The organism is Variovorax fucosicus (assembly GCF_030316825.1).
Lineage (GTDB): Bacteria > Pseudomonadota > Gammaproteobacteria > Burkholderiales > Burkholderiaceae_C > Variovorax > Variovorax fucosicus.
Window position 1 is genome coordinate 59,597 of record NZ_JASZYU010000001.1, and the last position, 17,638, is coordinate 77,234.

General features: G+C 66.6%; 19 protein-coding genes and 1 tRNA gene. 12 read left to right on the forward strand and 8 right to left on the reverse strand.

Annotated features, from left to right (window positions below):
* Nucleotides 1-9: 9 nt before the first annotated feature.
* Both QTI05_RS00330 and folC read right to left on the reverse strand, forming a co-directional pair.
* The gene (locus QTI05_RS00330) at nucleotides 10-927 is read right to left on the reverse strand and encodes an SPOR domain-containing protein (protein WP_286622473.1); all 918 of its coding nucleotides are present in this window, start codon (nucleotides 925-927) and stop codon (nucleotides 10-12) included.
* 61 nt (nucleotides 928-988) lie between these two features.
* Entirely contained in the window at nucleotides 989-2,311 is a 1,323-nt protein-coding gene (folC, locus tag QTI05_RS00335; protein ID WP_286622474.1) for a bifunctional tetrahydrofolate synthase/dihydrofolate synthase, read from the reverse strand.
* Nucleotides 2,312-2,345: 34 nt separating this feature from the next.
* Here folC and QTI05_RS00340 point away from each other — a divergent pair, with 34 nt between their 5' ends.
* The 3 genes from QTI05_RS00340 to ppnP all read left to right on the forward strand — a co-directional run bounded on the left by QTI05_RS00340 (nucleotide 2,346) and on the right by ppnP (nucleotide 3,636).
* Nucleotides 2,346-2,717 carry an ArsC family reductase gene (locus QTI05_RS00340; RefSeq protein ID WP_286622475.1) on the forward strand — a complete coding sequence of 124 codons (372 nt, stop codon included), beginning with the start codon at nucleotides 2,346-2,348 and terminating at the stop codon, nucleotides 2,715-2,717.
* A 68-nt stretch (nucleotides 2,718-2,785) separates the two neighbouring features.
* Nucleotides 2,786-3,289 (forward strand): hypothetical protein, encoded by a 504-nt coding sequence (locus QTI05_RS00345; protein WP_286622476.1) that lies wholly within the window; start codon nucleotides 2,786-2,788, stop codon nucleotides 3,287-3,289.
* Between the two features lie 29 nt (nucleotides 3,290-3,318).
* Nucleotides 3,319-3,636: a pyrimidine/purine nucleoside phosphorylase gene (gene ppnP / locus QTI05_RS00350; protein ID WP_286542813.1), complete on the forward strand. Its 318-nt coding sequence runs from the start codon at nucleotides 3,319-3,321 to the stop codon at nucleotides 3,634-3,636.
* Between the two features lie 5 nt (nucleotides 3,637-3,641).
* Here ppnP and QTI05_RS00355 read toward each other — a convergent pair whose 3' ends face one another.
* From QTI05_RS00355 to murB, 3 genes are read right to left on the reverse strand one after another with little or no spacing between them, the layout of a single operon-like run.
* Nucleotides 3,642-4,451 (reverse strand): glycine-rich domain-containing protein, encoded by an 810-nt coding sequence (locus QTI05_RS00355; RefSeq protein WP_286542811.1) that lies wholly within the window; start codon nucleotides 4,449-4,451, stop codon nucleotides 3,642-3,644.
* A gap of 5 nt (nucleotides 4,452-4,456) precedes the next feature.
* The gene (locus QTI05_RS00360) at nucleotides 4,457-5,866 is read right to left on the reverse strand and encodes a YdgA family protein (protein WP_286622477.1); all 1,410 of its coding nucleotides are present in this window, start codon (nucleotides 5,864-5,866) and stop codon (nucleotides 4,457-4,459) included.
* Nucleotides 5,867-5,897: 31 nt separating this feature from the next.
* The gene (murB, locus tag QTI05_RS00365) at nucleotides 5,898-6,950 is read right to left on the reverse strand and encodes a UDP-N-acetylmuramate dehydrogenase (protein ID WP_286622478.1); all 1,053 of its coding nucleotides are present in this window, start codon (nucleotides 6,948-6,950) and stop codon (nucleotides 5,898-5,900) included.
* 42 nt (nucleotides 6,951-6,992) lie between these two features.
* On the opposite strand from murB, the gene QTI05_RS00370 reads away from it, so the two are divergent.
* Entirely contained in the window at nucleotides 6,993-7,478 is a 486-nt protein-coding gene (locus QTI05_RS00370) for a YajQ family cyclic di-GMP-binding protein (protein ID WP_286542807.1), read from the forward strand.
* A 169-nt stretch (nucleotides 7,479-7,647) separates the two neighbouring features.
* Complete coding sequence (locus QTI05_RS00375; protein ID WP_286623320.1) at nucleotides 7,648-8,223, forward strand: retropepsin-like aspartic protease family protein; 576 nt, start codon at nucleotides 7,648-7,650, stop codon at nucleotides 8,221-8,223.
* Here QTI05_RS00375 and QTI05_RS00380 read toward each other — a convergent pair.
* The 3 genes from QTI05_RS00380 to QTI05_RS00390 all read right to left on the reverse strand — a co-directional run bounded on the left by QTI05_RS00380 (nucleotide 8,220) and on the right by QTI05_RS00390 (nucleotide 10,374).
* The gene (locus QTI05_RS00380) at nucleotides 8,220-8,573 is read right to left on the reverse strand and encodes a RidA family protein (RefSeq protein WP_286622480.1); all 354 of its coding nucleotides are present in this window, start codon (nucleotides 8,571-8,573) and stop codon (nucleotides 8,220-8,222) included. The two genes, QTI05_RS00375 and QTI05_RS00380, sit on opposite strands and share 4 nt — an antisense overlap.
* Nucleotides 8,570-9,220, reverse strand: coding sequence for a glycerol-3-phosphate 1-O-acyltransferase PlsY (gene plsY, locus QTI05_RS00385; protein ID WP_286622481.1), 651 nt, complete (start codon nucleotides 9,218-9,220; stop codon nucleotides 8,570-8,572). Before plsY ends, QTI05_RS00380 begins: the two co-directional genes overlap by 4 nt.
* Nucleotides 9,221-9,312: 92 nt before the next feature.
* Complete coding sequence (locus QTI05_RS00390; protein WP_286542803.1) at nucleotides 9,313-10,374, reverse strand: aldo/keto reductase; 1,062 nt, start codon at nucleotides 10,372-10,374, stop codon at nucleotides 9,313-9,315.
* Between the two features lie 102 nt (nucleotides 10,375-10,476).
* Here QTI05_RS00390 and QTI05_RS00395 point away from each other — a divergent pair, with 102 nt between their 5' ends.
* The 7 genes from QTI05_RS00395 to QTI05_RS00425 all read left to right on the forward strand — a co-directional run bounded on the left by QTI05_RS00395 (nucleotide 10,477) and on the right by QTI05_RS00425 (nucleotide 17,631).
* Nucleotides 10,477-11,394 carry an alpha/beta fold hydrolase gene (locus QTI05_RS00395; protein WP_286622483.1) on the forward strand — a complete coding sequence of 306 codons (918 nt, stop codon included), beginning with the start codon at nucleotides 10,477-10,479 and terminating at the stop codon, nucleotides 11,392-11,394.
* A 79-nt stretch (nucleotides 11,395-11,473) separates the two neighbouring features.
* Nucleotides 11,474-12,578, forward strand: a protein-coding gene (gene prfB / locus QTI05_RS00400) for a peptide chain release factor 2 (RefSeq protein WP_286542800.1) whose coding sequence is annotated in 2 segments (ribosomal slippage) — nucleotides 11,474-11,554 and nucleotides 11,556-12,578 — 1,104 coding nt in all. Because the reading frame shifts where the segments join, the coding sequence is not laid out codon by codon here.
* Entirely contained in the window at nucleotides 12,578-13,258 is a 681-nt protein-coding gene (locus QTI05_RS00405; protein ID WP_286622484.1) for an HAD family hydrolase, read from the forward strand. The genes prfB and QTI05_RS00405 overlap by 1 nt, the downstream gene beginning before the upstream one ends.
* On the forward strand, nucleotides 13,242-15,932 hold the full coding sequence (gene pepN / locus QTI05_RS00410; protein ID WP_286622485.1) for an aminopeptidase N: 2,691 nt from the start codon (nucleotides 13,242-13,244) through the stop codon (nucleotides 15,930-15,932). The genes QTI05_RS00405 and pepN overlap by 17 nt, the downstream gene beginning before the upstream one ends.
* Before the next feature lie 37 nt (nucleotides 15,933-15,969).
* Nucleotides 15,970-16,977, forward strand: coding sequence for a class 1 fructose-bisphosphatase (locus QTI05_RS00415; RefSeq protein ID WP_286622487.1), 1,008 nt, complete (start codon nucleotides 15,970-15,972; stop codon nucleotides 16,975-16,977).
* A 23-nt stretch (nucleotides 16,978-17,000) separates the two neighbouring features.
* Nucleotides 17,001-17,076: transfer RNA gene (locus tag QTI05_RS00420), tRNA-Thr, on the forward strand.
* 231 nt (nucleotides 17,077-17,307) lie between these two features.
* Nucleotides 17,308-17,631 carry a hypothetical protein gene (locus QTI05_RS00425; RefSeq protein ID WP_286542795.1) on the forward strand — a complete coding sequence of 108 codons (324 nt, stop codon included), beginning with the start codon at nucleotides 17,308-17,310 and terminating at the stop codon, nucleotides 17,629-17,631.
* Nucleotides 17,632-17,638: the final 7 nt, after the last annotated feature.

Below are 17,638 nucleotides of genomic sequence, written 5' to 3' on the forward strand. Positions count from 1 at the left end.
CCAGCACGCCTACAGCGTGAGCACAGCCGCCGACAACGCCAGGCCCTTGACCTTGGCCGCCGCCTTGTCGGCATCGGCGCGGCTACCGAACGGGCCGACCCGCACACGCGTGCGCTCGCCGTCGGCTGTTTTCGCGACGCTGGTGTAGGTCTTCAATCCGGCTTTTTCGAGCTTCTGGCGCACTTCGCGCGCCTTGTCCGCATCGGAGAAGGCGCCGACCTGCACCACGAAACGGCCGGAGTCGTCGGAGGCCGCGGCCGGCTTGGCAGCCGTGGTATCGGCGCCGCGGCCGTCCAGCAGCGCACGGGCCCGCACGCCGTCGTCGGCAGTAGCCGGCTTGGCGGGCTTGGCCGGCTTTGGCTCGGCAGGCTTTGGCTCGGGTTTGGCTTCGGCCTTCACTTCGGGCTTGCGCTCCGGTTTCGGTTCGGGCTTTGCTTCGACCTTGACCTCGGGCTTGCGCTCCGGCTTGGGCGCCGGCTTCGGTTCGGGTTTGGCTTCGGGTTTCGGCTCGGGCTTCGCCGCCACAGGGGGCGGTGCGTCAGGCATCGGCCTCGACGGCACGATCTCGTTGCCGTCGGACGACTCCGTGATCATTCCGCCCGCAGCGGGCGCGGCCGCCACACGGCTCGCCGCGTCGTTGGCGGGCGCTGCGGATGTCGTGGGCGCCGGTGCGGCCGGCAGTGTCAGCGGCTTGACCTTGTTGCGGTCGGGCACCTCGATCGGGATGTCGACCGAAATCGGCCGCGGCTGCGTGTCGAACAGCAGCGGGAACCCGACCACGCCGACCAGCACCAGTACCGCTGCGCCGAGCAGCCGGTGGCGCGCCCGCCGGCGCATCGCCTCGACGCTTTCCGCCGGAACCGCCGCGGGCGGACTGCGCCCTTCGTTGGCCTGCGGGCCGCGTGCGCGGAACTTGAAAAACGCCATGAAGTTTGGATCCCTGATGGATTGCAGCGTGGTGTGAAAAAGCGCCGGAAATCAGGCCGTTTCAGGCATCTGGCAGCAGGTGTTTGGCTTGCAGACGGGGCGTGCCGTTTGCGAGCACGCCGCCGACCGTGAAGAACGATCCGAAGACCACGATTCTATCAGCGGGGTCTGCGCGATCGATGGCCGCCTGCAGCGCCTCCATCGGGCTGGCGCACACCATGCCGGACGCATCGCCGCGCGTGTTCTGCGCCTGCCAGCGTGCGAGCAATTCGTCGGCCGGTGCAGCCCGGGGGGTGGGCAGGTCGGTGAAGTACCAGCGGTCGATCAGCGGCCCGATGCGCGCGAAGATCGGATCGAGATCCTTGTCGGCCATCACACCGAACACCGCGTGGGTGGTCGGAAAGAAACCCATCGCGTCGAGGTTTTCGGCCAGCGCGGCGACCGCATGCGCGTTGTGCGCCACATCAAGCACCAGCGCCGGCTGGCCGGGCACCAGCTGGAAGCGGCCCGGCAGCTCGACCATCGCGAGCCCGGTGCGCACCGCCTGCGCCGTGATCGGCAGCTTCGGCCGCAGCGCCTCGAGCGCCGCCAGCACGCCAGCCGCATTGATCAACTGGTTGGCGCCGCGCAGCGCCGGATAGGCCAGCCCGCTGTAGCGCCGGTTGCCGCCGCCCGCGCCGCGGCCGCTCCAGCCCCATTGCTGCTTGTCGCCCGAGACATTGAAGTCGTGGCCGAAGCGCCACAGGTCGGCGCCGATGGCGCGCGCATGGTCGATCACGCTGGCTGGCGGCATCGGGTCGCTCACGATCGCGGGGCGCCCGGCACGCAGGATGCCGGCCTTCTCGAAGCCGATGCTTTCGCGATCGGGCCCCAGAAAGTCCATGTGGTCGAGGTCGATGCTGGTGATGATGGCGCAGTCGGGGTCGATGATGTTCACCGCGTCCAGCCGGCCGCCCAGGCCGACCTCGAGGATCGCCACTTCCACGCCGCTCGCCGCCATGCAGCGCAGCAGCGCCAGCGTGGTGAACTCGAAATAGGTCAGCGAGGTGCTCTCGCGCGCGCGCTCCACCGCCTCGAAATGGGGCAGCAGTGCCGTGGCCGCCACCGACTCGCCCGCGAGCCGCAGGCGCTCCTCGAAGTGCACCAGGTGCGGCGAGCTGTAGACCCCGGTGCGGTAGCCCGCGTGGCGCAGGATCGACTCGAGCATGGCGCAGGTCGAGCCCTTGCCGTTGGTGCCGGCCACCGTGATCACGGGGCAGCCGAAGGCCAGGCCGAGCCGTTCCGCGACGGCGCGCACGCGATCCAGACCGAGTTCGATGTTCTTGGAATGCAGTTGCTCGCAGTGCGCAAGCCAGTCGGCGAGGGTTTCCATGGAGGGCGGCATTGTCGCCGACCGGGCATCACGGCATCATTCCGGTATGACAACAACCTTATTTGGCATCCCCAACTGCGACACGGTGAAACGGGCTCGCGCCTGGCTCGACGCGCAGGGCGTGGCCTACCAGTTCCACGATTTCCGCAAGAACGGCCTGCCCGACGACGCACTCGACCGCTGGCTGCAGGCCCCGGGCTGGGAGACGCTGGTCAACCGGCGCGGCACCACCTGGCGGCAACTCGACGCGGCCACGCGGGAATCGGTGGTCGACGCGGCCTCGGCCCGGGCGGTGCTGGTCGCACACCCGACCCTGATCAAGCGTCCGGTGGTCGAATGGCGGCCCGGCATGCAGGCCACGGTCGGCTTCGACGCCGCGCAATGGGCGGCGTATTCCGAAGGCAATGTGAAGCAGTGAACCCGGCGCACCGGATTGCGTCCAACCGGCCTGACATGCGGAACTTCCGCGTTTTAAGGAGTTATTTCATGAGCATCCGATCCCGTGCCGCCATCGGCCTCGCCCTTGTTGCCGCACTTGGCGGCGCTGCCGGCCTGGCCCAGGCGCAAGAAGCAGCAGGCCGCGTCATTTCGAGCACGCCGATCCGCGACGGCAACGGCCAGACCAGCTACAGCGTGACCTACGAATACGCGGGCCACCAGTACACCACTCGCATGGACAGCCCGCCCGGCCGCACCATCCCGCTGCAGGTGAGCCCGCTCGGCGTGACCACCTCGCCGGTACCCGACCAGCCGCAGATCGTCGACAACGGCAGCGGCGGCGGCTCGCCCTGGGACAGCGTGGTGCCCGAGCCCGGCATGGTGGTCGGTGCCGGTGGCGCGCCGGCCCCGGTGTACGGCGCTCCGGTCTATGCGCCGCCGGTGTACGTGCAACCGGCCTACGGCTACGCCGCGCCCTACTACGTCGGGCCGCCGGTCGGACTCTCGCTCAACTTCGGCTACTCGCGCGGCTGGCACCGCGGCTGGCGCTGAGCCCGCACGCGCTGCTTAAAATCGGGGGCATGACCGAAACCCTGAACAGCGTGGCCGTGGCCACCAAGGCCAATGTTTATTTCGACGGCAAGTGCGTGAGCCACAGCCTCACGCTTGCCGACGGCACCCGCAAATCGGTCGGCGTGATCCTGCCGTCGACGCTGACCTTCAATACCGGCGCCCCGGAGATCATGGAAGGCACCGGTGGCGCCTGCGAATACCTGTTGAGTGGCAGCACCGAATGGCAGAAGTCCGGTGTCGGCCAGAAGTTCAGCGTGCCGGGCGATTCGTCGTTCCAGATCCGTGTGACCGGCGAGCCTTACAGCTACATCTGCCACTTCGGTTGAGGCCCTCAGTCCCCGCCGCCGCCTCCGCAGCCCCCGCCGCAGCCCGAACCCCCGTCGCCGTCACCGCCTCCCCCGCCGTCTGACGACGACGATTCGCTGCCGCCGAAGCCGCCCGCGTCGCCCGAACCCGAAGACGAATCACTGAAGCTGCTTCCGCAGTGGGCGTCGGAGCCACTGGCCTGGTCGATCGCCTTGCAGTCGGGCGTGTATTTGAAGCCACCCGCCACGTCGAACTTGGCATCGAGCGCAAACAGCAACGGCAGCCGGGTCGGCTTGCGCGGGTCGATGCTTTCCTCCTTGCAGGCCCAGTACCAGGTGCGGCGCAAGCCGTCGTTGCGCCGCGCATCGCGGCCCAGCACCTCGGCCGGCGTGTGGTGCAGCAGCCCACCGAAAGCCGCCAAACACCAGCGCTGGTAGCCCTGCGTGTGGAGGATGTACTCGTGCCAGGCCTCGTCGGCCAGCTTCGACGGCATCGCCACGAACTTGCGGCCCGAACGCAGATGCGCCATGAAAAACTGGCGCAGCCCGCGCAGCACCAGGTCGGTGTCGCGCAGCGTGAGCTGTGGATAGGCCGCGACCAGCTTGCCCGCGATGAAGCGCGGAAACTCGGCCTCTCGAATGAACTGGCGGCGCAGGCTGGTTTCCCAGGCCTTCAATGCGCCCGACAGCAGCACCGCGAAGACGACCGTGAGCCAGAAGGCGAAACCGGTTCGCCACACCAGCAGTGCGCCTATGCAGGGCAACCACAACGCCCTGCGCGACCACACCAGCAGCGCGATGCGCCGACGAAAGTTGAGCTCGGGCAGCACGTGCATGGCCGTCAGCGCCCGCCGAAGGGCTTGTCGTTGATGAGGATGGCGCCGCGCTCGACTAGCACCTTGCTGGTCACATGGTCGCCGTCCCGCACCACGAAGCCCTTGCCGATCGCCAGGTCGAGCATGGTGTTGGCCTGCGCCACCCGCTGTGCGGCACCGGCTGCGTCGCCGCCGCGCGTGCCGAGTTGCTCGACCCAGGCGACGGGCAGCTTGGCATCGGCCCGCAGCACCAGGTTTTGTTGCAGCTTGCCCTGCAGGGCGCCGGGCGCTTCGATGTCCTTGGCAGTGAGGCCGGGCGCGCTCACCGCGTAAGACAGCTCGCCGCGTTGGCCCTCGTAGCTCAGCGCCAGCTTGTCGACCGAGATTTCGGGTGCGTAGGGCAGCAGTTGGGCCAGCATTCGCAGCATTTCCTGGCCGCGCGCCGCCGAATCGACAGCGGGTTCGCCTCCAGCGCCGCAAGTCGACAGCTCGGCCATCGAGGCGTCCAGCACCTTCTGCAAGGTCGGCCCGTGCAAGCGCTTGATCGATTCCTGGAACTCGATGTTGTCGAGCTGGATCGGCTTGGCATCGGCGCCGATCTGCAACGTGGCGTCGGCCGTGATCGTGGCTTTGGCGTTCAGCAAGTCCTTGTCGGCACCGAGCTCGGTCAGGTACTTGATCTTGCCCACCTGCGCCGAGATCGCCTTGCCACCGCTGTCGCCCAGCAGTTCCAGGCGCTCGATCTCCATGCTGCTGGTGCCGGGGCGCAGCCAGAAGTTGCCCTCGCCCTTGTTCGCGCCCTGCCAGCGCAGGTTGACCAGCTTGAAGTTGAGGCCTTTGGCATCGGCGTTGTCGGTGCCGCGGAATGCGATCTCGGGCAGATGACCCTCGAACGCAGAGGCGCTGGCGTCGAGCCGGCCGCTGCCGGTGGCATGTACCTCGGGCCAGCTCAACTGGCCGGCGGGCAAGGCGTAGTCGCCAGCCGGCAGGCGCAGCGCCGTCTTGTAGTCGCCGCCATATCCGACAGCGGTGCGGATGTCCTGCGGCTTCATGCCGGCCAGGTACTTGCGCAAAGGCTCCGGCACCTCGTCGGGCAACACGATCTGCGACTCGATCACCGCCGCGCCGAAGCCAGCAAAGCCTGGCAGCGGGCCGTGCCGCACTTGGTCCCGGAAGCCGATCAGCAGCGGCTTGCCGGCCTTGCCACCGGCGGCGTCCGGCACGCAACCGATGCGCACGCTGCCCGAATAGGTGGACGAGAACAGGCCCTTGTCGGTCTGGCGATCGACCACCCTCAGGAACGGGAGCTGCTGTTCCAGCTTCGCCACGCGGGCGTCATAGGCGGCTGCGATCCGGTGGCCGGTGTAGGCGGTCGCGCCCAGGTACGCGCCACCAACCAGGACGACCAGCGCGGCCGCCACTGCTGCTTTCTTCATGAATCCGAACCCCTCTTGTTGTTGATCTTTTTCAGACGACCACCGGCTCCGGCTCGAGCCGGATGCCGAAGCGCTCGTAGACGCTGGTCTGGATCGCCTTGGCCAGCGTCATCACTTCGCCACCCGTGACCGGATGGGCCTGGCCGCCGCGGTTCACCAGCACCAGCGCCTGGCGCTCGTAGACACCTGCGTTGCCGACCGACTTGCCCTTCCAGCCGCAGGCGTCGATGAGCCAGCCGGCCGCCAGCTTGATGCTGCCGTCGGCCATCGGGTAGTGCACGATCTTTGGGTCGCGCGCGATGATGTCGGCGCACTGCTCGGGCGTGACGGTCGGGTTCTTGAAGAAGCTGCCGGCGTTGCCGAGCACGCGCCAGTCGGGCAGCTTGGCCCGGCGGATCGCGCAAACCCAGTCGAATATCTCGCGCGCATCGGGCGTGAAGTTGCCGGTTTCGGCCATCTTGCGCTCGAGGTCGACATAGCCCATGACCGCCTTCCACGGCTTCGGCAGGCGAAAGCGCACGCGCGTGATGAGGGCCCGGCCCGCGAGGCCGAAGCTGTTGCTGCCGCTGGCCACGTGCTTGAATACCGAGTCGCGGTAGCCGAACGCGCACTGCGCGGCGTCGAGCGTGAAAGCGCGGCCGGTGTCGAGCGCGATGGCGTCGAGCGACTCGAAGCGGTCTTGCAGCTCGACGCCATAGGCGCCGATGTTCTGCACTGGCGAGCCGCCGACCGTGCCCGGAATCAGCGCCAGGTTTTCGAGCCCCGGAAAGCCGTTGTCGACCGTCCACTCGACCGTTTCGTGCCAGTTCTCGCCGGCGCCGACCTCGACGATCCAGGCCCGCGGTGTTTCTTCAACCAGGCGCCGCCCCTTGATCTCGACCTTGAGCACCAGCGGCTTGACGTCGCCGGTCAGCACGATGTTGCTGCCGCCACCGAGCACGAACTTGGGCGCCGTGCGCCACTGCGGGTCGGCCAGCAGCGCCGCCACGTCGGCCTCGCTGGCGATGCGCGCCAGATGCTGCGCACGCGCGACGATGCCGAAGCTGTTGTAGGGCTGCAGCGGGACGTTGGACTCCACGATCATGGGAGAATTGTCGCATTCAGCTTGTGCCATCCAGGAGTCTTCATGCCGTCTTTCGACACCGTTTGCGAACCCAACCTGCCCGAGGTCAAGAACGCCGTGGAGAACACGGCCAAGGAAATCGGCACACGCTTCGATTTCAAGGGCACGGCCGCTGCGATCGAGCTCAAGGACAAGGACATCACGCTGATCGGCGACGCCGATTTCCAGCTGGTGCAGGTCGAAGACATCCTGCGCAACAAGCTCACCAAGCGCAGCGTGGACGTGCGCTATCTCGACAAGGGCGACGTGCAGAAGATCGGCGGCGACAAGGTCAAGCTGGTGATCAAGGTCAAGAGCGGCATCGAGACCGAACAGGCCAAGAAGATCACGCGCCTCATCAAGGACAGCAAGATGAAGGTGCAGGCGGCGATCCAGGGCGACGCGGTGCGCGTGACCGGCGCCAAGCGCGACGACCTGCAGGCGGCGATGGCGCTGATCAAGAAGGATCTGCCCGAGATGCCGCTCACCTTCAACAACTTTCGCGACTAGTATGTTGCTCGCCCCCAGGCTTCGCGCACTTCGTGTCGCTTTCGCCAACCCCCTGCCGGGGGCAACACCGGCGGACCGGCGGAGCCGGTTCCGCGGTGTTCTGCGAACTGGGCTCTGCACCGCCTTCGCGTTGCTTGGCGGATTGGCCGCGGCGCAGTCCGGCTCGGTGATGCTCACGGGGACGATCGGCAGCCGTGCCATCCTCATCGTGAATGGCGGCGCGCCCAAGACTGTGGCCATCGGCGAAACGTACCAGGGCGTGCGCGTGGTATCCGTTCAGCCTGACCAGGCACAGGTCGAAATGGGCGGCCAGCGCCTCGGCCTGCGCATGGATTCGCCCGTGAGCGTGGGCGGTGGTGGCGGCAGCCGTGCGACCGGTACGCGCATCGTGTTGCCGGTCGATGGCCGCGGGCATTTCATGGCGGCGGGCTCCATCAATGGCCGGCCGGTGAGTTTCATGCTGGACACCGGCGCCACCACGGTCGCCCTTTCGGCGGCGGACGCGCAACGCATCGGGCTCGACTTCGAGAAGGGCCAGCCGGTGCGCATGAACACGGCCAACGGCGTGGCGCAGGGGTTCCGGGTTCGGCTGTCGTCGGTGCGGGTCGGCGATGTCGAGGTCTACGACGTCGACGCGATCGTGTCGCCACAGCCGATGCCCTTCGTGCTGCTGGGCAACAGCTTCATCGGCCGCTTCTCGATGCGGCGCGACTCCGACCAGATGGTCCTGGAAAAGCGGTACTAGGCCTTCGCGGCCGTCACAACCACTTCGATCTTGTAGGCCGGGTTGGCCAGCTTGGCCTGCACCGTGGCGCGCGGGGGCGTGTGGCCCGGTGCTACCCAGGCGTCCCACACCTCGTTCATCGCCACGATGTCGCCGATGTCGGGCAGGAAGATCTGCACCATCAGCATGCGCGTCTTGTCGCTGCCGGCCTCGGCCAGCAGGCGATCGATCATGGCCAGCACCTGCGCGGTCTGGCCGCGCATGTCCAGCGTCGTATCGTCGGGCACCTGGCCGGCCAGGTAGACGGTGCCGTTGTGGATCGCCATCTCGCTCAGGCGAGGGCCGACGTGAAAACGTTGGAGTTCTGTCATGGTGTTGTTCTTTCAGTGGTTTTCTTCGAGCCAAGCTTCGACTCGGTGCCGGCGATCAGCCGGCGGATGTTTTCGCGGTGCCGCCATGCGAGCAGCAGGCTCATCACGATCATGGCCATGAGGGCCGTGCGGCTGAACGGCCAAGCGATGCCGCCGCCGATCAGGTAGTAGGCCGGCGCAAAGAACGCCGCCACCAGCGAGGCGAGCGACGAGTAGCGGAAGAACAGCGCAATGATCAGCCAGGTGCCGCCCGTCGCCAGGCCCAGCAGCCAGCTCAGGCCGAGCAGTACGCCAGCCGCCGTTGCCACGCCCTTGCCGCCCTGAAAGCCGAAGAACACCGGATACAGGTGCCCGAGGAACGCGGCCAGCCCTGCCAGCGCGGCAACGCCGGTATCGAGCCCCCAAGCCGCGCCGAACTGCTGGATCAGGAACACCGGCAGCCAGCCCTTGACCGCGTCGAGCACCAGCGTGGCCAGCGCGGCCGCCTTGTTGCCCGAGCGCAGTACGTTGGTCGCCCCGGGGTTCTTGCTGCCGTAGCTGCGCGGGTCTGCCATGCCGAACGCCTTGCTCACGATCACCGCGAAGGAGAGTGAGCCGAGCAGGTACGAAGCGAGGATGGCGACGAGAGACGGCCAATGAAAAGTCAACGTGGGCTCCGTCCGGAAAAAAGGTCGCTCATTCTGCCAGCGCGCACTGCACCGGCTTTGTGCCGGGCAGCGTCACGCGTGCTGCTTCTTGCTCACATCGCAGGATCGCGGATGTCCCAGCGGATCTTGTCGATCTCTGCCAGCAGCTCCGCCGACAGCTTGGTGCCGTACGCATCGAGGTCTTCGTCCAGCTGCGCCAGCGAAGTCACGCCGATGATCGTGCTGGCGACCTGCCACTTGGTGTAGCAGAACGCCAGTGCAAGCCTGGTGGGCGTCATGCCGTTGTCGCGCGCCAGCTGGTTGTAGCGGCGGGCTGCGTTCAGCGCGTCGGGCCGGCCCCAGCGCTGCTTGCGCACCGACTCGTAGCTCGAGATGCGGGCGCCCTTGGGCGCATCGGGGCCTTCGGTGCCGCCCTGGTCGTACTTGCCGGTCAGCAGGCCGAAGGCCAGCGGCGAATACGCGAGCAGCGACACGCCGAGGCGATGCATGGTCTCGTCCAGCCCGTTCTCGAGCGCGCGGCTCACCAGGCAGTACACGTTCTGCACCGTCGCGACGCGCGGCAGGCTGTGCTGCTCGGCAAGGCGCACGAACTCGTGCACGCCGTACGGGGTTTCGTTCGAGAGGCCGATCGCACGCACCTTGCCGGCCTTCACGAGCCCGGCCAATGCATCGAGCTGCGCGTGGATCGAGGTCTTCGATGTTTCCCTGGCCGGGTCGTAGTAGATGTTGCCGAAGGCCGGCACATGGCGCTCGGGCCAGTGGATCTGGTAGAGGTCGATCACGTCGGTTTGCAGGCGCTTCAGGCTCGCGTCGCATGAGGCCACGATGTCGGCCGGCGTCATGCCGCCGCCTTCGCGCACCCACGGCATGCCGCGCGAGGGGCCCGCCACCTTGGTGGCGAGCGTGACCTTCTGGCGCAAGCCCGGGTTCTTCGCAAACCAGTTGCCGATGATGGCTTCGGTGGCGCCGAAGGTTTCCTTGCGCGCGGGCACCGCGTACATCTCGGCCGTGTCGATGAAGTCGACGCCACGTTCGAGCGAACGGCTCAGGATCTGGTGGGCGGTGGCCTCGTTGACCTGTTCACCGAAGGTCATGGTGCCGAGGCAGATGGGGGTGACGTGCAGGTCGCTTTGACCGAGTTGGATTTTTTGCATGGGCGAAATGCTACCGCCCTGCACTCCTTCCTGCTTCAGGCCGCCAGAAACCTGAGCTTTGCGTGTCTGCGCGGTCGCCCTCTTGTTCTTATGATCGGCCGCATGTACCAGCCCCGCCGACCTTTCAAAAGCGAATTCATTCCGGTGCGCGGCCTGCGCTATCACGTCCTTTCGTGGGGCGAGCCGACGCCGGGCCGGCCACCGCTGGTGCTGCTGCACGGCTGGATGGACGTGGCCGCGTCGTGGCAGTTCGTGGTCGACGCCTTTGCCGAAGACCGCCACGTGATCGCGCCCGACTGGCGCGGCTTCGGCCTTACCGAATGCGGTGCCGACCACTACATCATGGGCGACTACATGGCCGACCTGGATGACCTGCTCGACCAGTGCGCGGGCGACACCGCCGTCGACCTGGTCGGCCACAGCATGGGCGGCAACGTGTCGATGCTCTACAGCGGCGTGCGGCCGCAGCGCGTTCGCCGGCTGGTCAATCTCGAAGGCTTCGGCATGCCCGTGGCCGACCCGGAGGAAGCGCCCGCGCGCTACGGCAAATGGATCGATGAGCTCAAGCGCCTGCACCGCGGCGAGCTCGACCTCAAGCCCTACCCCGCGCTCGACGGCGTGGCGCGCCGGCTCATGAAGACCAACCCGCGCCTCACGCCCGACAAGGCCCAGTGGCTGGCCAGCCACTGGGCGCGCGAAAAACCGGGCCAGGACGGCAATGGCAGCCTGTGGGAAATCCTCGGCGAACCCGGCCACAAGATCAGCAGCGCGCAGATCTACCGGCTCGACGAAGTGCTGGCGCTGTACCGACGCATCAGCGCGCCGCTGCTCGCCGTGGAGGCGGCCGACGACAGCCTGGCCCGGTGGTGGAAGGGGCGCTACACGCTGGCGCAGTACCACGAGCGCCTGCAGTCGGTGCCCGACGCACGCGTGGCGCGCGTCGAGGATGCGGGCCACATGCTGCACCACGACCAGCCGGAGCGCGTGGCGGCTCTGATCGAGAGATTCATGCAGGGCTGAGGGGCCTGCGCCCAGCGTGAGAAAATGCTGGGTTGCCCCCCGGATCAAGCCGGGCCACCGAACACAGCAGGACATCATCATGGACGCAGAACAAATCAACCAAATCGGCGCAAACCTCGCAGACCTGAGCGTTCGCACGGTCGATTTACGGAGGTATCTTTGACTACGATGCCAAATCCGAACGCCTGAGGACGGTCAACGCATCGCTGGAAGATCCGACGGTCTGGAACGACCCGAAGAAGGCCCAGGAACTGGGCCGCGAGAAGAAGTCGCTCGACGACGTGGTCGTGACGATCGGCAAGCTCACGAGCGAGCTGTCGGACAACACCGAGCTCTACGAGATGTCGAAGGCCGACGGCGATGTCGATGGCCTGCAGGCCATCGCCGACGACGCCGGCAAGCTCGAAGCCCTCATCAAGCAGCTCGAGTTCCGCCGGATGTTCAACAACCCGGCCGACCCGCTCAACGCCTTCGTCGACATCCAGGCCGGCGCCGGCGGCACCGAGGCCTGCGACTGGGCCAGCATGCTGCTGCGCCAGTACCTCAAGTACGCTGAGCGCAAGGGCTTCAAGACCACCATCGAGGACGAGTCGCCCGGTGACACGGCCGGCATCAAGGGCGCCACGATCAAGGTCGAGGGCGAGTACGCATTCGGCCTGCTGCGCACCGAAACCGGCGTGCACCGCCTGGTGCGCAAGTCGCCGTTCGACTCGTCGGGCGGCCGCCACACGAGCTTTGCGAGCATCTTCGTGTACCCCGAGATCGACGACTCGATCGAGATCGACATCAACCCGTCCGACGTGCGCGTGGACACCTACCGCGCAAGCGGCGCCGGCGGCCAGCACATCAACAAGACCGACTCGGCGGTGCGGCTCACGCACATCCCGACCGGCATCGTGGTGCAGTGCCAGGACGGCCGCAGCCAGCACAGCAACCGCGACGTGGCATGGAAGCGGCTGCGCTCGCGCCTGTACGACCACGAGATGCGCAAGCGCCAGGAAGAGCAGCAGAAGCTCGAAGACAGCAAGACCGACGTGGGCTGGGGCCACCAGATCCGCAGCTACGTGCTGGACAACAGCCGCATCAAGGATCTGCGCACCAACGTCGAAGTCTCGGCCACGCAGAAGGTGCTCGACGGCGACCTCGACGTGTTCATCGAGGCTTCGCTGAAGCAAGGCGTCTGATGCGCGCAAAGACCGAAGCCCTGATCTTCGACATGGACGGCACCATGATCGACTCGATGCCGTGGCACGCCAAGTCGTGGATGGTGTTCGCGCGCCGGCACGGCATCGCGATCGACGTGAGCGACCTGCTCGCGCGCACCACGGGCCGCACCGGCACCGAATGCATGCGCGTGCTGTTCGAGCGCGAGCTCTCCGACGCCGAGTGCGATGCGCTGGTGCACGAGAAAGAAACCATCTACCGCGACATGTTCAGCGACAACTTCACCGAGGTCGCGGGCTTCAACGCCTTCGCCAAGGCAGCGGTGGCGCGCGGACTGAAGATCGCGGTCGGCACGGCCGGCGACCGGCACAACATCGAGTTCGCGATGTCGCGCCTGAAGATGGACCCGCTGCCCCTGGCCATCGTCGGCGGCGACGAAGGCCTGAGCGGCAAGCCGACGCCGGCGATCTTTCTCGAAGCGGCACGCCGCATCGGCGTCGACCCGGCGCGCTGCATCGTGTTCGAAGACGCGCCGTTCGGCATCGAAGCCGCACGCCGCGGCGGCATGCGGGCCGTTGCGGTCTGCAGCACCCACACCCCCGCCGAACTTGCCGGGCCCCACGTGATCGCCGCCGTGCGCGATTACGAGGAGCTCGCCCAATCCAATTTTCTGGAGACACTCGATGCTGCAACTGCGTGATGCCCAACCCGTGGCGGTGCGCCGCGAGGACTACACCGCGCCGGCTTACTGGATCGACACGGTCGAACTCACCTTCGACCTGGATCCCGTCAAGACCCGCGTGCTGAACCGCATGCGCCTGCGCCGCAATCCCGACGTGCCGGTGCAGCCATTGCGGCTCGACGGCGACGAGCTCAACCTCGCGCGCGTGCTGGTCGACGGCCAGGGCGCTTCATTCCGCATGGAAGCCGACCAGCTCGTGATCGACGCCCTGCCCGACGCGTTCGAGCTCGAGATCTTCACCACCTGCTGCCCGGCCAAGAACACCAAGCTGATGGGCCTGTTCGTGAGCGAAGACACCTTCTTCACGCAGTGCGAGGCCGAGGGCTTCCGCCGCATCACCTATTTCCTGGACCGTCCCGACGTGATGGCCAGCTACCAAGTCACGCTGCGCGCCAGCAAGGCCTCCTATCCGGTGCTGCTGTCGAACGGCAACCTGGTCGAGCACGGCGATCTGCCCGAAGGCCGTCACTTCGCCCGATGGGTCGACCCGTTCCGCAAGCCCGCCTACCTGTTCGCGCTGGTGGCCGGCAAGCTGGTGGCGCGCGAGCAGCGCATCACCGCGCGCAACGGCAAGGAACACTTGCTGCAGGTGTTCGTGCGTGCCGGCGACCTCGACAAGACCGAGCACGCGATGAATTCGCTGGTGCATTCGGTCGCATGGGACGAGGCGCGCTTCGGCCTGCCGCTCGACCTCGACCGCTTCATGATCGTCGCCACCAGCGACTTCAACATGGGCGCGATGGAGAACAAGGGCCTGAACATCTTCAACACGAAGTACGTTCTCGCCAACCAGGCCACCGCCACCGACGCCGACTACAGCAACATCGAAAGCGTGGTCGGCCACGAGTACTTCCACAACTGGAGCGGCGACCGCGTGACCTGCCGCGACTGGTTCCAGCTCTCGCTGAAGGAAGGCCTCACGGTGTTCCGCGACCAGGAGTTCAGCCAGGACTTGTGCGCCGACGCCTCGGCCCGGGCAGTCAAGCGCATCGAGGACGTGCGCGTATTGCGCACTGCCCAGTTCCCCGAAGACGCAGGCCCGATGGCGCATCCGGTGCGGCCCGACAGCTACATCGAGATCAGCAACTTCTACACGGTCACCATCTACGAAAAGGGTGCCGAGGTCGTGCGCATGATGCAGACGCTGGTTGGCCGCAAGGGCTTCGAGCGCGGCATCACGCTGTACTTCGACCGCCACGACGGCCAGGCCGTGACCTGCGACGACTTTGCGCAGGCCATTGCCGACGCCAACCCCGATTCCCACCTGGCGCGCCTGCTGCCGCAGTTCAAGCGCTGGTATGCACAGGCCGGCACGCCACGCCTGGCGGCGCGCGGGAGCTACGACGCCGACGCACGCAGCTACACGCTCCACTTCGCGCAAAGCTGCCCGCCGACGCCGGGCCAGCCGGTGAAGGAACCGTTCGTGATTCCGGTGAACGTCGGCCTGCTGGCACAGGACGGCCGCGCACTGCCGCTGCAACTGCACGGCGAAGCCGAAGCCACAGCCGGCACGCGCACCCTGGTGCTCACGCAGGAAAACGAAAGCGTGACCTTCACCGACCTCGACGGCGAACCGGTGCCGTCGATCCTGCGCGGCTTCAGCGCGCCAGTGCTGCTCGACTTCGACTACAGCGACACGCAACTGCTCACGCTGCTGGCGAACGACCCCGATCCGTTCAACCGCTGGGAAGCGGGGCAACGGCTGGCACTGCGAAGCGCCATCCAGCTCATCGTCGGGGGTGCCGATGTGTCGGGTGCCGCAAGCCTGAACGATGCCTATGTAGTGGCCATGCGCAGCGTGCTGCGCGACCCTGCCCTCGATTCGGCGTTCAAGGAACTGGTGCTCACGCTCCCGTCCGAAACCTACATTGCCGAGCAGCTCGACGTGGTTGACCCGCAGCGCGTGCATGCCGTGCGCGAGGGCATGCGTGCCCAACTCGCCACCGCGCTGTTCGACGACTGGCAGGTGGCCTATGAGCAGAACCAGGACACCGGCGGCTACAGCCCCGATCCGCTCTCCGCGGGGCGTCGTGCACTGGCCGGCCTGGCGCTGACCAACCTGTGCCTCGCAGCGCGTGCCTCCGGCGACACCGTGTGGCCGGGCAAGACGCTGCAACGCTTCAAGGACGCCGGCAACATGACCGACCGCTTCAACGCGCTGAGCGCGCTGGTGTCGTCGGGCCACGCGCTGGCGGCGCAGGCGTTGGCGCGCTTCCACACCATCTTCAAGGACGAGGCGCTGGTGATCGACAAGTGGTTCTCGCTGCAGGCCGGCGCGCCGGACCGCGGCGGCAACGTGCTGCCGTTGGTGAAGCAGCTCATGAAGCACCCCGACTTCTCGCTCAAGAACCCGAACCGCGCGCGCAGCGTGATCTTTAGCTACTGCAGCGCCAACCCGGGCGCATTCCACCGCCCGGATGCCGCCGGCTATGTGTGGTGGAGCGACCGCGTGATCGAGCTCGATGCGATCAACCCGCAGGTGGCGGCGCGCCTGGCGCGCTCGCTCGACCGCTGGAGCAAGCTGGCCGAGCCCTACCGCAGCGCCGCGCGCGAGGCGATTGCACGCATCGCTGCACGGCCCGACCTCAGCAAGGACACGCACGAAGTCGTCACCCGCGCATTAGCCGCGTGATTGAGGCTCGCCCCACCATTCCTGATTGATTCACCACATGGCACAGAACATTTCCCTGACCCGCTACCTCGTCGAACAACAACGTGTCGACGGCAAGATCCCCGCGCAGTTGCGCCTGCTGCTCGAAGTGGTCGCGCGCGCCTGCAAGAGCATCAGCCAGGCCGTGAACAAGGGCGCGCTCGGCGGCGTGCTCGGCTCGGCCGAAAGCGAGAACGTGCAGGGCGAGATCCAGAAGAAGCTCGACATCATCGCCAACGAGGTGCTGATCGAGGCCAACGAATGGGGCGGCCACCTGGCCGCGATGGCCAGCGAAGAGATGGACAGCATCTACGTGGTGCCCAACCGCTACCCGCAAGGCGAATACCTGTTGCTGTTCGACCCGCTCGACGGCTCCAGCAACATCGACGTGAACGTGAGCATCGGCACCATCTTCAGCGTGCTGCTGAAGCCTGAAGGCCACCCCGGCGTGCAGGAGTCCGACTTTCTGCAGGCCGGCAACAAGCAGGTGGCGGCCGGCTACTGCGTCTACGGCCCGCAGACCACGCTGGTGCTGACGGTGGGCGACGGCGTCGCGATGTTCACGCTGGACCGCGAGCAGGGCTCGTTCATCCTCACGCAAGAGAACCTGCGCATTCCGGCGGACACAAAGGAGTTCGCGATCAACATGAGCAACAAGCGCCACTGGGATGCCCCGGTGACGCGCTACATCGACGAATGCCTGGCCGGCACCACCGGCCCGCGCGACAAGGACTTCAACATGCGCTGGATCGCGAGCATGGTCACCGACGTGCACCGCATCCTGATGCGCGGCGGCATCTTCATGTACCCATGGGACAAGCGCGAGCCCGAAAAGGCCGGCAAGCTGCGCCTGATGTACGAGGCCAACCCGATGAGTTGGCTGGTCGAACAGGCCGGCGGCATGGCCACCAACGGCCGAGAACGCATCCTCGACCTGCAGCCGACCAAGCTGCACGAACGCGTGGCTGTTGTTTTGGGCTCGAAGAACGAAGTCGAACGCGTCACCCGCTACCACGACCCCGCCTGAGGATTGCTATAATCGGAGGCTTAGCCGGTGTAGCTCAGTCGGTAGAGCAGCTCATTCGTAATGAGAAGGTCGGGTGTTCGATTCATCTCTCCGGCACCAATGCAGTCAAGAAAAGCCCGCTATCGAAAAGATAGCGGGCTTTTCTCTTTCTAACTGCCTGTAGGCAATCTGTAGGCGTTCCAACGAAGGTCGCCTTCCTCAGTGCGTGGCCGAGGTAGACCGGAGGTTCCCCGCTATGCCCGGCAACGTGGCCTCACAACTTTGGAGTTGACGACCGCAACACCAAAGCGCTCAATCCATCTTTTCCCGACAACGACTGGAGAGTTAGGCATGAAGACATCTTCAGTCGCCGCAGTCGTCGCCGGTTGCACAATCGTTCTCGGTTGCGACGTCGAGCCTCATGTCCTGTTCGTCACGGATGGGAACCCGTTTCAGGCTCTGCAGTTGACCGATGCCCAGGACGGATGCACCGCGCCCCACCGTGTCAGCTACCTCACATCGCTGGATGGCGGAGCGTCTAGGGGATGTTGGGTTCGGGAGGGAGCCTACATCCGCGCCCGCTTTCCAAACTTGGGTGACAAACTAATACCGGTGCGCGAGTTCCGCCGCACGACGTTGGCTGAGTATCAGAAAGCCTCTTTGGACGACGACTAGGGCAGGC

Coding starts and splice junctions, on each gene's coding strand:
- QTI05_RS00345 (WP_286622476.1), top strand. CDS start 2,786: ATGAGCATCCGATCCCGTGCCGCCATCGGCCTCGCCCTTGTTGCCGCA.
- QTI05_RS00355 (WP_286542811.1), bottom strand. CDS start 4,451: ATGCACGTGCTGCCCGAGCTCAACTTTCGTCGGCGCATCGCGCTGCTG.
- QTI05_RS00390 (WP_286542803.1), bottom strand. CDS start 10,374: ATGCAAAAAATCCAACTCGGTCAAAGCGACCTGCACGTCACCCCCATC.
- QTI05_RS00330 (WP_286622473.1), bottom strand. CDS start 927: ATGGCGTTTTTCAAGTTCCGCGCACGCGGCCCGCAGGCCAACGAAGGG.
- QTI05_RS00425 (WP_286542795.1), top strand. CDS start 17,308: ATGAAGACATCTTCAGTCGCCGCAGTCGTCGCCGGTTGCACAATCGTT.
- ppnP (WP_286542813.1), top strand. CDS start 3,319: ATGACCGAAACCCTGAACAGCGTGGCCGTGGCCACCAAGGCCAATGTT.
- QTI05_RS00360 (WP_286622477.1), bottom strand. CDS start 5,866: ATGAAGAAAGCAGCAGTGGCGGCCGCGCTGGTCGTCCTGGTTGGTGGC.
- murB (WP_286622478.1), bottom strand. CDS start 6,950: ATGATCGTGGAGTCCAACGTCCCGCTGCAGCCCTACAACAGCTTCGGC.
- folC (WP_286622474.1), bottom strand. CDS start 2,311: ATGCCGCCCTCCATGGAAACCCTCGCCGACTGGCTTGCGCACTGCGAG.
- QTI05_RS00415 (WP_286622487.1), top strand. CDS start 15,970: ATGGCACAGAACATTTCCCTGACCCGCTACCTCGTCGAACAACAACGT.
- QTI05_RS00405 (WP_286622484.1), top strand. CDS start 12,578: ATGCGCGCAAAGACCGAAGCCCTGATCTTCGACATGGACGGCACCATG.
- pepN (WP_286622485.1), top strand. CDS start 13,242: ATGCTGCAACTGCGTGATGCCCAACCCGTGGCGGTGCGCCGCGAGGAC.
- QTI05_RS00375 (WP_286623320.1), top strand. CDS start 7,648: ATGCTCACGGGGACGATCGGCAGCCGTGCCATCCTCATCGTGAATGGC.
- QTI05_RS00340 (WP_286622475.1), top strand. CDS start 2,346: ATGACAACAACCTTATTTGGCATCCCCAACTGCGACACGGTGAAACGG.
- QTI05_RS00395 (WP_286622483.1), top strand. CDS start 10,477: ATGTACCAGCCCCGCCGACCTTTCAAAAGCGAATTCATTCCGGTGCGC.
- QTI05_RS00370 (WP_286542807.1), top strand. CDS start 6,993: ATGCCGTCTTTCGACACCGTTTGCGAACCCAACCTGCCCGAGGTCAAG.
- QTI05_RS00380 (WP_286622480.1), bottom strand. CDS start 8,573: ATGACAGAACTCCAACGTTTTCACGTCGGCCCTCGCCTGAGCGAGATG.